The 12,006-nt window shown below is 71.6% G+C and carries 11 protein-coding genes (1 of these 11 only partly in view); 2 read left to right on the top strand and 9 right to left on the bottom strand.

Annotated elements, in window-relative coordinates; translation table 11 throughout:
- From WMF46_RS13990 to WMF46_RS13965, 6 genes are all read right to left on the bottom strand, one after another.
- Positions 1–541, bottom strand: partial view of a peptidylprolyl isomerase gene (locus WMF46_RS13990; RefSeq protein ID WP_437986066.1) — the 5' portion only. The gene continues 323 nt to the left of window position 1, outside the view; 541 of the gene's 864 nt are visible here — the first part of the coding sequence; it begins with the start codon at positions 539–541; its stop codon lies beyond the left edge, outside the window.
- A gap of 116 nt (positions 542–657) precedes the next feature.
- The gene (locus WMF46_RS13985; RefSeq protein ID WP_157906650.1) at positions 658–840 is read right to left on the bottom strand and encodes a hypothetical protein; all 183 of its coding nucleotides are present in this window, start codon (positions 838–840) and stop codon (positions 658–660) included.
- Between the two features lie 95 nt (positions 841–935).
- Positions 936–1,778, bottom strand: a complete 843-nt coding sequence (locus tag WMF46_RS13980) for a hypothetical protein (protein ID WP_437986065.1) — start codon at positions 1,776–1,778, stop codon at positions 936–938.
- A 9-nt stretch (positions 1,779–1,787) separates the two neighbouring features.
- Positions 1,788–2,639, bottom strand: coding sequence for a tRNA 2-thiocytidine(32) synthetase TtcA (ttcA, locus tag WMF46_RS13975; RefSeq protein WP_437986064.1), 852 nt, complete (start codon positions 2,637–2,639; stop codon positions 1,788–1,790).
- 3 nt (positions 2,640–2,642) lie between these two features.
- Entirely contained in the window at positions 2,643–4,127 is a 1,485-nt protein-coding gene (locus WMF46_RS13970; RefSeq protein WP_437986063.1) for a leucyl aminopeptidase, read from the bottom strand.
- A 290-nt stretch (positions 4,128–4,417) separates the two neighbouring features.
- Positions 4,418–5,344 carry a class I fructose-bisphosphate aldolase gene (locus WMF46_RS13965; protein WP_437986062.1) on the bottom strand — a complete coding sequence of 309 codons (927 nt, stop codon included), beginning with the start codon at positions 5,342–5,344 and terminating at the stop codon, positions 4,418–4,420.
- A 309-nt stretch (positions 5,345–5,653) separates the two neighbouring features.
- On the opposite strand from WMF46_RS13965, the gene fbp reads away from it, so the two are divergent.
- Positions 5,654–6,697, top strand: coding sequence for a class 1 fructose-bisphosphatase (gene fbp / locus WMF46_RS13960; RefSeq protein WP_437986061.1), 1,044 nt, complete (start codon positions 5,654–5,656; stop codon positions 6,695–6,697).
- 62 nt (positions 6,698–6,759) lie between these two features.
- On the opposite strand, the gene WMF46_RS13955 is transcribed toward fbp, so the two are convergent.
- From WMF46_RS13955 to nadC, 3 genes are all read right to left on the bottom strand, one after another.
- A complete protein-coding gene (locus tag WMF46_RS13955) occupies positions 6,760–7,413 on the bottom strand; it encodes a radical SAM protein (protein ID WP_437986060.1) in 654 nt (217 codons plus the stop codon).
- 117 nt (positions 7,414–7,530) lie between these two features.
- Positions 7,531–8,277, bottom strand: a complete 747-nt coding sequence (locus tag WMF46_RS13950) for a biotin--[acetyl-CoA-carboxylase] ligase (protein WP_437986059.1) — start codon at positions 8,275–8,277, stop codon at positions 7,531–7,533.
- A 71-nt stretch (positions 8,278–8,348) separates the two neighbouring features.
- Positions 8,349–9,200 carry a carboxylating nicotinate-nucleotide diphosphorylase gene (gene nadC, locus WMF46_RS13945; protein ID WP_437987893.1) on the bottom strand — a complete coding sequence of 284 codons (852 nt, stop codon included), beginning with the start codon at positions 9,198–9,200 and terminating at the stop codon, positions 8,349–8,351.
- 326 nt (positions 9,201–9,526) lie between these two features.
- Here nadC and WMF46_RS13940 point away from each other — a divergent pair, with 326 nt between their 5' ends.
- Positions 9,527–11,596, top strand: coding sequence for a protein kinase domain-containing protein (locus WMF46_RS13940; RefSeq protein ID WP_437986058.1), 2,070 nt, complete (start codon positions 9,527–9,529; stop codon positions 11,594–11,596).
- The last annotated feature ends 410 nt before the right edge of the window (positions 11,597–12,006 follow it).

Below are 12,006 nucleotides of genomic sequence, written 5' to 3'. Positions count from 1 at the left end.
GCGCGAGCGCCTGCGCCACGACCTCGAGTCCCTCGGCAGGGACGCCCTTCGCGGCGCTGATGAACGCCTCTGCAGCCGGATCGGGGGGCGGTTGCGGCGTCCCCGCGGCGCGGGGCGGCTCGGTGCGCTGAGCGACCTCGCGCGAAGACAAGACGGCCGTCCGGATGGCGTCGGCGATCGCCTTCGCCTTGTCACGGGTAGCCTCGCCAGCGTCTTCCGAGAGCTTCACGACGGCGTGCACGGTGCGGTACCCCTCGGGACGATCAAGATCGAGCCAGTGGCGCTCGGTGGCGACGCGGAGCTCTTCGTCGGTCACCGGTCCTGCGTTCGCCGCCTCCTCTTTCAGGCGGTGGAGCATGCGACGGGCGAGCACCAGGCTGATCTCGCGCCGCACGTCGGGCTCCTCTTCGAGGCCGCGGGCTCGTGCCTCGGCGGCCCAGAGCGCGTCGCGGACCGCCGCGTCCCGGGCCTGCGCAGGCGGGATCTGCTGCGCCGCCGCGATGCGCGCTACCGAGTCGACGGCGACGTCGCTCGCGCCCACGCGGGCCGCCACGTCGGGCGGCAGCGGCGCCGCCCCCCTCGCGGACGTCGATAGAGCAGCCCAGGCCGCGCACGCGCACAGACACGCGACGGCCGCGATCGCTCGGCGCCCAGGGCTCACGCGCTACCCCCGCGGGGACGAAGGATCTCCGTGGACGCCTTGAGCGAGAGGCCGCCGATCACGAGGAGGTAGATCGCCTTGAAATCCTGGCGATCACCGAGCGCGTGAACCCCGAAGGCAAAGGAGAACGCTGCGGCGACGAGGAGCAGAACCGCGAACACATCGACTGCGCGGGACACGCCCATGAGTGTAACGCGATTTGGTGAGGAACCGGCGGGGATGCAGGGGACACCAGGGAGCGGCGGCAGCCGGGAGGCCACGGCCGCGCCGCCGCTCACCGCAGCGTCATCGCGACCGCCCCCAGGACCGCAAAGACGATGAGGACCACCAGGTGCCGAACGGCTCGGTGGGGGAACCGCCGTCCGCCGCCCGTGTGCCGGCGGTCACGAGCCACCGCGACGCCGGACGCCGCCGTGATCAACGCGACAGCGCAGGCCACCGCGACGGCCTGGGCCAAGAGGGCGCGCTCCGGGTCCCGGATGCGCCAGGCGAGCACGAGGATCGCCAGGCTCACGAGCGCTCCGAACGCGACGATCGCCGTCGCGAGCGGAGGGAGGTGGGCTCGGGCCTGCAGGAGCGGGGCGTCTGGCTCCGGCTCCGGCTGGCGCCGCACATCCCAGCGATCGCGCCAGGAAAGCGCGAAGATACCCCAGGCGATCGCGCCGATCGCCGCGCGGACCGGGTCGAGGCGGGATGGCTGAAGGGAAGGAGAGGCCAGCAGCCAGGTCAGCGTGACGAGCGCGAGGAAGACGGAAATGCCGAGGTGCCGGGCGACCCGGCGGTGCGTGGGGGCGAGCAGCGGCGCAGCGATGCCGCACAGGAAGGCGAGCGTGGCGGCGATGCTGGCGAATACGGGCGCGCCACGACCGAAACCCGCGGGCGCGACCGTGATCATCCAGGCGACGACCGCGGCGAGCAACGCCTGCGGGGCGCGCCCGCCGGCCGGACCCAGGTCGAAGCGCGCCGCCCCCGGCAGCGGCGCCTCCGGGTGGTCCGAGCCTGACGCCCCGTCGACCCCGCGCGTCAACGCACCGCCGCGACCGACGGAGGCCGACGCGGTGGACTCCTCTTCGCGCGGAGCGCCGATCGAGATGGCGCCGGGGGCATCCGTGCTCATGAGCGAGCGCTAGGCCAGGTTTCTCAGGAGGTTGCCCACGGGCAGCACGTCCGGCGCTGGCGCACCCACGTCCGCCTTGTCGCCTGCGCTCCCCTCTTCCCGGGCGACCTCGAGCCCGAGCCGCTTCCAAAGGCCCGTGTCAAAGAGGTGGCTCGGGCGCACATTGCCGAGGGCTGCGAGCATGTTCTGCCGCGTCCCGGGGTGGCGCGCGTCGAGATCCGCGAGGAGCTGGCTCACCGCCTTGCGCTGGAGGTTGTCCTGGGACCCGCACAGGTCGCAGGGGATGATCGGGAACCGCTCCTCCGCGGCGAACGCGGCGAGCTCGGCCTCGGCGCAGTAGATCAGCGGGCGGATCACGATGTTGTCGCCGTCGTCGGAGATGAGCTTCGGCGGCATCGATTTCAGCTGCCCCGCGAAGATCAGGTTCAGGAGCAGCGTCGTCACGGCGTCGTCACGGTGGTGGCCGAGGGCGATCTTCGAGCAGCCGAGCTCGCGCGCGATGCGGTACAGGATGCCCCGGCGGAGGCGGGAGCAGAGGGAGCAGTACGTCTTGTTCTCGGGGATCTTCTCGGTGACGATCGAGTAGGTGTCCTCGGAGATCATCCGGAACTCGTGGCCGCCCGCCGCCATGTAGTCGGTGAGGAGGTGTCCCGGGTAACCAGGGTGCCCCTGGTCGATGTTGACCGCGATCACGCTGAACCGGACCGGCGCGCGCCGCGCGAGGTCGACGAGCAGCGCGTGCATCGCGTAGCTGTCCTTGCCCCCCGAGACAGCACAGAGGATCCGATCGCCGTCGGCGATCATGTCGAAGTCGGTGATGGCGCGCCCCATGGCGCGCGCGAGCTTGCGGCGGAGTTGCACGGTTTAGCCGGTGAAGCCTTCGATGAGGCGGAGGAAGGTAAGCACGCCGTGGCCCGTCCCGCCCTTGGAGAAGATGCCGTACGGCTTGTTCGCCATGGATGGGCCAGCGATATCCACGTGGACCCAGGGGACATCCCCCACGAACTCGCGCAGGAACAAGGCCGCGGTGATGGCCCCTCCCCAGCGGTCGGCCGTGTGCTTGATGTCGGCCCAGTCGCTCTTGAGGCCGTCGCGGAGCTCTTCGATGAGCGGGAGCTGCCACATCGACTCGCCCGCGGCCTTCGCGGCGCTCCGCAGGCGCTCCGCGAGCTCCTCGCGGTTCGAGAAGAAGCCGGACACGGTCGGCCCGAGGGCCACGACGCACGCGCCCGTGAGGGTCGCGTTGTCGACGATGAGGTCCGGCTTGAGCGCGCGCGCATAGGCGAGGCAGTCGGCGAGGACCAGGCGCCCCTCTGCGTCGGTGTTGATGATCTCCACCGTCCTGCCGTCCAGAGAGCCGAAGATGTCGCCGGGCCGATATGCGGCGCCGTCGGGCATGTTCTCTGCCGCGCCGATGACGCCGTGCACCTCGACGTTCGGCTTGGCGGCCGCGACGGCGGCCATCAGCGCGATCACGTTCGCGGCGCCGCCCATGTCGCCCTTCATTTCTTCCATGCCCGGAGCTGGCTTGATGCAGAGCCCGCCGCTGTCGAAGGTGAGCCCCTTGCCCACGAAGACGAGCTTCCCCTTCGGCTTCCCGGGAGGAGCGTAGACCATGTGGACCAGCCGGGGATCCCGCGCGCTCCCCTGCCCCACCGCCATGATGAGCTTCATGCCCCGCTTGGTGAGCGCGGCCTTGTCGAGCACCGTCACCTTGAGCCCGTGCTGCTTGCCCACGTCCACCGCGACACGCGCGAGCGCCTCCGGATAAACCTCGTTGGGCGGCTCGTTGACGAGGTCGCGCGCGACGCAGATCGCCTCGCCGACCTGCTGGCCGAGCGCAACGGCATCGCGCGCCGCCTTGCCCACCTTGCCCTCGATGACCACGGTGCCGCGGGAGAGCGCGACCTTGGGCAGACGATCGCCCGTGAAGTAGCGGGTGAACCGGTAGGCCCCGAGCACGAGCCCCTCCGCGGCGGCCCGCTCCGCGCGCTCGACGCCGGGAGGCACGACGACCGCGATGCTCTCGGCGCGCACGCCGTTCGCGAAGCGCGCCCCCTTCGCCGCGAGCAGCCTGCACTCGACGTCGGTGACCTTGCCCGACCCGAGCCCGAGCAGCAGCACCCGGCCGGGCTTCAACGCGCCGTGCGTCGCGAAATCGATGCTCTGATCCCTCTTCCCCGTGAAGTCGTCACGCTTGACCTGGTGAGTCACCGACTCGCCCAGCGCCGCCACGAGCCTCGCCAGCACGCCCTCACCCGTCGAAGCGCCTTCAGGCACGCCGATGACGACGACGTCGACGGCGATGCTCAGCGGGTCGGACGAGGCGAGGTTCACTTTGATCGGCATGCGGTCTCCTGAGCCCGGGATGTGGAGGGGTCCAGCGCGGCATCTAAACACGAAGGGCTAACCCCGTCGACGTGGACGATGCCCGCAGGCGGTCGGCCCGAGGTGCGGCCGGGAGAGCGCTCGCGCCCCCAGGCGCGCAGTCCCGCACGGTTCCGCGCAGTCCCGCACGGCTCCGCGCGGCTCCGCGCAGGCTTCGCGCTCGGCGGCCCGCCGTCGGAGCGCCTCGCGCGACGCTGCCCACCGGACTGCGGGTCCGAGCCGGCCCGGCCCGAGCGCCGGATGGAGGGGCGTCAGCGCGCCGACCCGTAGATCTGGATCACGTCGGCGAGAAGCTGAAGCGCCTCGACGCGAGGGCGCTGGAACGCGTTCCGCCCCATGATCGACCCGAAGGAGCCGCCTGCGGCCATCTCGCGCACCTCCTCCAGGACGGCATCGGTCGCCTTGGACTCGCCGCCAGAGAAGATCACCACGCGCTTGCCGCCGAACGTCGCCTGCACGACGTGCCGGGTCCGGTCGGCGAGCGTCTGGATGGGAATGTTGTATTTCTCGTACATCTTTCTCGCCTCCTCCTGCTCGATATGAGCGGTCGGCGGCTTGACCTTGATGATGTGTGCGCCGAGCTGGGCCGCAATCGTCGCCGCATAGGCGCAGACATCGATGGCCGTCTCGCCCTGCTTCGACAGTCCGGCGCCGCGCGGATAGCTCCAGACGATGACGACCAGGCCCCTGCGCTTGGCCTCGAGGGCGATCTCGCGAAGGTCCTCGTACATCCTGTTTCTCGCGCCGGACCCGGGGTAGATCGTGTAGCCGACGCCGACGCAGCCGAGGCGGAGCGCGTCCTCGACCGAGCCGGTCACCGCCGACACGGGCTGCTCCACCTTCGCCAGCGTGTCGCTGTTGTTCAGCTTCAGGATCAGGGGCACCTGCCCCGCGAACCTGGCCGCGCCCGCCTCCAGCGATCCGAGCGGCGCCGCGTAGGCGTTGCACCCGGCGTCGATCGCGAGCTGAAAGTGGTAATCGGGGTCGTAGGCCTCGGGGTTCGGAGCGAACGATCGCACCGGACCGTGCTCGAAGCCCTGGTCCACCGGCAGGATCACCATCTTTCCGGTGCCCGCGAGCGCGCCATGGTTGAGCAGCCGGACGAGGTTCGTCAGCGTGCCTGGGTTCTCGGAGGCGTACCAGGAGAGGATCTGCTCTACACGGGTGGTGAGCGCCATGAATCACTCCGTCGAAGGTGCTGCTGCGCCAGGAAGCGCGTGGCCCGCCCGGGGCGTGAACCCACCCCGTCATGCCCGCGGCGCCGTGTCAGGGTGCTCGAGCGAGCGGGCTCGGGCCGCATCTTCGGGACTTGGACGAACGTATCGAGCCCAACGCGCGGGCGGTCCAGCGCCCCGAGGATGTTGTACGAAGCCATCGGATACGCAATTCTCGAAACTGCGCCGGTCCGCCCTCGGGGCCACAGCGGCGGACGCGAGCGCGAGCACGTGGCGGGGCGGTAACGTCCTCGCCGACAACGCGGAGGGATCATGTCGGACCAACGGGATCTGAGCTGGAAGCCGCCGGAGGCGCCGTCACGCATCGGGATCACGCTCGAGACATACATCCTCGAAGGAATGCTCGGGTTCCCCGCGGCGACAGGGGCCTTCACCTCCCTCCTGAACCAGCTCGGCCTGGTGGCGAAGCTCGTGACGTCCAAGGTCCGGCGGGCCGGCCTCGCCAACGTCCTCGGATACACGGGACAGACCAACGTCCAGGGCGAGGTCGTGCAGAAGCTCGACGAGGTCGCCAACGAGACGCTGCTCAGCGTGCTCGGAAGGCGCGGGCACTGCGCGGCCGTGGTGAGCGAGGAGCTCGGTGAAATGAGGCTCCTCTCCACGGACCCGCGAGCGAAGTACATCGTCGTCGTGGACCCGCTGGACGGCTCGTCCAACATCGACGTGAACATCTCGATCGGCACGATCTTCGGCGTGCTCCGAAAGAGCGACGCCAAGATGGGCGCCGATCCCTCGGACTTCCTTCGCCCCGGCCGCGATCTGGTCGCGGCGGGCTACGTGCTCTACGGCTCGTCGACGCTGCTCGTCATCACGACCGGCCTCGGCGGCGTGCACGGCTTCACCTACGACCCGACCGTGGGAGAGTTCTTTCTCTCTCACGAGAACATCCGGATCCCCGAGCGCGGCTCGACGTACTCCATCAACGAAGGCCACAGCGCGCGATGGCCGGAGGACGTGCGCCGCTGGAACGCGTGGATCAAGGAGGACAGCAAGCACGAGGGGCGGCCGTACGGCGCGCGCTACGTGGGATCGCTGGTCGCGGACGCGCACCGGACGCTGCTCAAGGGCGGCATCTTCGCGTACCCCGCCGATCAAGGCGGCCAGGGCAAGCTGCGGCTGCTCTACGAGGCGAACCCTTTCGCGTTCATCTTCGAGGCCGCGGGCGGAAAGGCGAGCACGGGGGCCGAGCGCATCCTCGACAGGGTCCCGAGGTCGCTCCACGAGCGCGTGCCGCTCGTCCTCGGCTCGCCCCGCGACGTCGAAGATTTCGAGCAGTTTGTGCGCGGCGAGCGCTGACGCCGCGAGAGAAGGGCGCCGCCCCCGCCGCCACGAGCCGCAGCGGGGGGGCGACCCGCGGGTCAGACCCCCTGCGCGTCGGCTCCCCAGATCACCTTGTGGAGCTGGACCTGCACCCGGACGTGGAGGCCATCGTCGAGCACCCACTGGACGAGCTCCTTCGGCGACAGCTTGCCCCACACGCACGAGGCGAGCAGCGTCACGCCGCGCGCGTCGAGGCACCGCTCGCGGATGGTGTCCCGCATCCACGCATAGTCCGCCCGATCGGCGAGCACGAACTTGATCTCGTCGCGCGGCGTGAGGTGATCCAGGTTCGACCAGCGGTTCCGGTGGGATTCCCCCGAGCCAGGCGCCTTCAGGTCCATGATCTTGTGCACGCGCGGATCGACGCGCGAGACGTCTGCCTCGCCGCTGGTCTCGACGAGGACCGTCCGGCCCGCGTCGCAGAGCTCCGTGAGGAGCGGGAACGACCCGGGCTGAAGCAGAGGCTCACCACCCGTGAGCTCGACGAGCGGCGTGCCGAGGGCGAGCGCGCGCTCCAGGACGTCGCTGCGGCGGCTCCGCTTGCCGCCGTAGAAGGCCTGCGACGTGTCGCACCAGGCGCAGCGCAAGTTGCACCCGGTGAGCCGGACGAAGGTGCACGGGAGCCCGGCGAACGTCGATTCGCCCTGCACGCTGGCGTAGATTTCGTGGACGACGAGGGTGTCTTCTTTCAAGGAAGCGACGCCTCCGAGGAGCCTCGGTCCGCCTCGGCGGCGCCACGCCGCCGGCGACCCGAGGTGGGGCGGGAGCTTTGGCCGCGCCGAGCGCGCAACGCAAGCGGCGCGGAGCGCTCAGCTGGAGATGACGCTGACCTCGCCCGCCGCCACCGCCCGGAGGATGCCGTCCGCGCCGCGGACCAGCAGGTGTCCCTCCGGATCGATCCCCGCCGCGACGCCGACCACGCCGGCGACCTCGACGCGGCGGCCGCGCAGCCAGTCCATCCGGGCGAGATCCTCCGCGAAGGGCGCGAGCTCTCCTGCCTCGAACCTCGCCGCCGCGTCGCCGATCGCCTGGAGCAGCTCCGCGGCGAGGCGCTCGCGCGGGACGTCGTCGATCCCGAGCATCGCGAGCGACGTGGCCCGCGCCGACAGATCCGGCGGGAAGCTCAACGCATGGACGTTGAGCCCGACGCCGACGATCACGCTGCTCACCGACTCGCCGCGCAGCTGGGCCTCGACGAGGATCCCCGCCAGCTTGCGGCCCCCGGCGAGCACGTCGTTGGGCCACTTGAGCCGCACCTCGACGGCGGAGCCGCCGCCCGACGCGCCGCGGGACGGAAGAGGCGCGAGCCGTCGCTCGATGACGGACGCGACGGCCAGGCCCATGACGAGCGCGATGGGGGCCACTCGGCTCGCCGGCAGGCTCGGGCGCAACACCACCGACAGGTAGAGGTTCTCGCCGGGCGGAGAGTGCCAGGAGCGCCCGCCGCGCCCCCGACCCTGGGTCTGCGCGTCGGCAAGGAACGCAGCCCCGTGCGGCGCGCCGGCCGCGGCCGCGCTCCGCGCGTCGTCGTTCGTCGACGTAGTCTCGGCCGCCACGGCGAGTGGCCGCCCGAACGACGCGCCCAGCCGAGAGAGCTCGCGCTCTATCGCCTCCCCGTCGAGCCGCCTCACAGCGAGAGATCGAGCGCGATGTCGGCTGCACGCGCCGAATGCGTCAGCGCCCCGACGCTGATGACGTCGATGCCCGCCGCGACGAGCTCGGGGATGCGCTCCAGCGTGATGCCGCCGGAGACCTCGAGGAGAGGCCGGCCGTGCTGCGCCGACCGCACGCGCGCGGACGCGGCCTTGACGTCGGCCAGCGTGAAGTTGTCGAGCATGATGATGTCGGCGCCGGCGGCCAGCGCCTGATCGAGCTCCTGCAGCGAGGCCACCTCGACCTCGACCTTCGTCGTGTGCGGGGCGCGGGCCCGCGCGCGGGCGATGGCGGTCGCGATGCCGCCCGCCGCGACGATGTGGTTGTCCTTGATGAGCACGGCGCTCCCGAGGCTGTCGCGGTGGTTGTGCGCGCCGCCCACGCGCACCGCGTAGCGCTCCAGCCCGCGGAGACCGGGCGTCGTCTTGCGGGTGTCGGTGATGCGCACGCTCGACCCAGCCGGGATCGCCTCGGCGTAGCGGCGCGCCTCGGAGGCGACGCCGCTCATCCGCTGCGCGAGGTTGAGCGCGGTGCGCTCCGCGCTGAGGAGCGAGCGCGCGCGACCACGCACCGCCCACAGCACCGTGCCGACGCCGACCGCGGTGCCGTCCGCGACGAGCACCTCGCCCTCCACCTGCCGATCCAGGCGCTGAAAGACGCGCAGGAACACGTCGCCCCCGCACGCGACGAGCGGCTTGCGCGCGACCGCCTTCGCTGTCGCGCGCGCGGAGGCCTCGACACAAGCCTCGGTGGTGAGATCGCCTCCCGCGAGGTCTTCCTCCAGAGAGCGATCGATCAGGGCATCGAGCAACGGCGCAGCCAGCACGGGCATCTCCTCGGCGCCGCTCCCACGCGGCGCTCCCAGGTATACTCGGTCCCGCACGCGCGCATCAGCGCTGTCGCGCCCACACGAGCCACGACAACGCGGCGCGTCATTGCGAATCCTTGTGGTGGCACGCGCCCCCTGGAGCGTACGACCTCAGCCTTATGGGCGCCCTGGACGGGACGCGGGCGGACATGGATGGGGGTCGCTGCGCCGAAAAGCAGGGCGGATCGCGATCATCGCGACGCTGTGTCGCACAAATGGGGCTGACGTTCGTCTACCAGCCTGTGAGACTCTCCGAGCAACTCCAGCGCCCTCAACGGAGATCGATGCGTCCGCAGGCAGGCCAGGTCATCAACAACAAGTACCGACTCGTGCGCCTCATCGGCGATGGCGGCATGGGGAGCGTCTACGAAGCCCGCCACGAGGTGCTGGGGACGACGGTCGCCCTCAAGTTTCTCCACCCCGAGCTGTCCCGCCGCTCCGGCCTGGTGCAGCGCTTCCTTCAGGAGGCGCGCGTCTCCGCGCAGATCCAGAGCGCGCACGTGGTTCGCGTCAGCGACGTCGACCAGACGGCGTCCGGCCTGGCGTTCATCGTGATGGAGTACCTGGAGGGGAAGACGCTCCAGACCCTGTACGAGGAGCTCTACCGGGCAGGCATCCGCCTCGGGTACCCCGACGCGCTCGAATACACGATGCAGATGCTCGAGGGCGTCGAGGCCGCCCATCGCGCGGGCGTCGTCCACCGGGACCTCAAACCGGACAACGTGATCATCACGAAGTCCGCCAAGGGAGAGCCGCTCATCAAGCTGCTCGACTTCGGCATCGCCAAGCTGAAGGTCACGGGGGAGCTCGATCGCGGGTTGACGCGCCCCGGCGTGATCATGGGCACCCCCGAGTACATGGCGCCCGAGCAGGCCTACTCCGCGGACTCCGTGGACGCGCGCGCCGACATCTTCTCTCTGGGCGTCATCATCTTCGAGATGCTGGCTGGCCGCCGGCCGGTCGGCGGCGATGAGCCCCAGCAGATCGCGGGAGCCTACCTTTCGGGCCAGATCTCGCGGCTCTCCGACCTGGCGCCGGAGCTCGCGCCCGGCCTCTGCGCCGCCGTCCACCGCGCCATGGCGGCCTCGCCGCCGGATCGCTTCGCGACCACCGCCGAGTTCCGCAGCGCCTTGGAGCCGTTCGCCCGAGCCGCCCGCGCCCCGTCGGCGCTCACCCCCGCGCCGTCCGAGGTCAGCCTGGCGCGGTCATCCGGGGCCGCCCTGGCGGCAGCCCTCGCGGCGCCCGGGATGCTCACGCCTTCCGCGGCGGCGCCCGCGACCAACGCGATGGGGGACGGTCGCGCCAGCTCCGTTCCCAAGACGATTCCGCCGGAGGACGGCGGCGCGCAGCACGCGTCCAGCGGCCCCCCGGGCGGCCTCGGGCCCTCGACCCCCATGGGCGGCTTTTCCTCGGATGCCCGAGGTCCCTCGGCGTCAGCGCCAGGGTTCACGCCGAGGCCGGAGCCCTCCTCCGGCCCGTACCTCCCTCAAGGGGGCTATCCCCAGATCGCGCAGCCGGCGACCGTGAGCGCCGCCCCCTACGCTCTCCCCCAGGGGGTGCCCGCCACGAGCCACGAGCCGGGGCCCTTCGATGTGTCGCCACGCCCGGGAGGGACGGCGGTCGGAGGCGCGCCGTTCATGGACCGGAGCGCGGCCCCGGGTGGCGGATTCAACGGCGGCCCAGCGCCCGGGTATGGCGGCGCGTATGGCGGCGGCGCGCAGGGCTACATCCCTGGGACGGCGCCGATGGATCCGCTGCCGAGGATCTCGCAGAGCGCCTCGGCGCACGGCGCGCAGCGACCCGCGCGAGGCGGGACTTCGCTGTTCGCCATCCTGCTGCTCGCCACGGGGATCACGGGGGCCGTCGTCGGCGGTCTGTACATCGCCAACGAGCTGAGCCGGAAGGAGCAGGCCGACGTGGCGCCGGCCCTGCCGACTTTCCAGCCGGCCAACACGGTGCCTTCGGATCCCAGCCCGCCCGCGACGACGCCCCCCGCCGTGACGCCCCCGGCGGTGACGCCACCTCCTGTCGAGCCGCCCGTGGTCGCCAAGCCGCAGCCCCGGCCGACCACGACGGCGAAGCCACCGGCGCCGCCGAGCACGACGGCGCCGCCGACCACGACGGCGCCGACGACACGCCCCAGCGGGACGACGATCATCCCCCAGCTTCCCTGGGTCATCCCGTCGACGCTGCCGCCGTTCCCGTTCCCCGCGCCGACCAGCGCACAGCCGCCGGCCAACCCCCAGCCGAACACGACGAGCCCGCCGACGACGAGCCCGCCGACGACGAGCCCGACCACCACCACGCCGTCGGACAGGCCTCGCCGGCGCGTGATCATCGTACCCAACAACTGACGCGCCAGGCGCGTACGGTAGGTAGGATGCGATCTCGATGAGCAACCAGAATAGCGGTCCGCCGCCGGGATGGCCTGCGCCCCCGAGCGGCATGTACGGCCCTGGCAAGACCGTGCCCGGCGAGCCTCCGCTCGCAGGGCCCAACTCGCCGCAGGGCGCCTTTCCCGTGCCGCCCGGCACCGCGCCGCACGATCCGAACGCCGCTGGCGCAGCCGTCCCGCGGACCCTCGTCGAAGGCGGGACCAACAGCGCGCCTCCCGGAATGCCCGGCCCGTACGGCGCTCCCGCTGGCCCGTACGGCGCGCCGCCACCTGGTGCACCGGGCCCGTACGGGCCCGGTGCGACAGCGAATTACGGCGGGCCACCTGGAGCAGGAGGCGCTTACGGGCAACCGCCCCAGCCTCCCAGCC

The sequence above is a fragment of the Sorangium sp. So ce117 genome (assembly GCF_051524395.1).
Lineage (GTDB): Bacteria > Myxococcota_A > Polyangia > Polyangiales > Polyangiaceae > Sorangium > Sorangium cellulosum_B.
The sequence above is the reverse complement of the archived record's forward strand: the minus strand, read 5'-3'. Positions and strand labels throughout refer to the sequence as shown.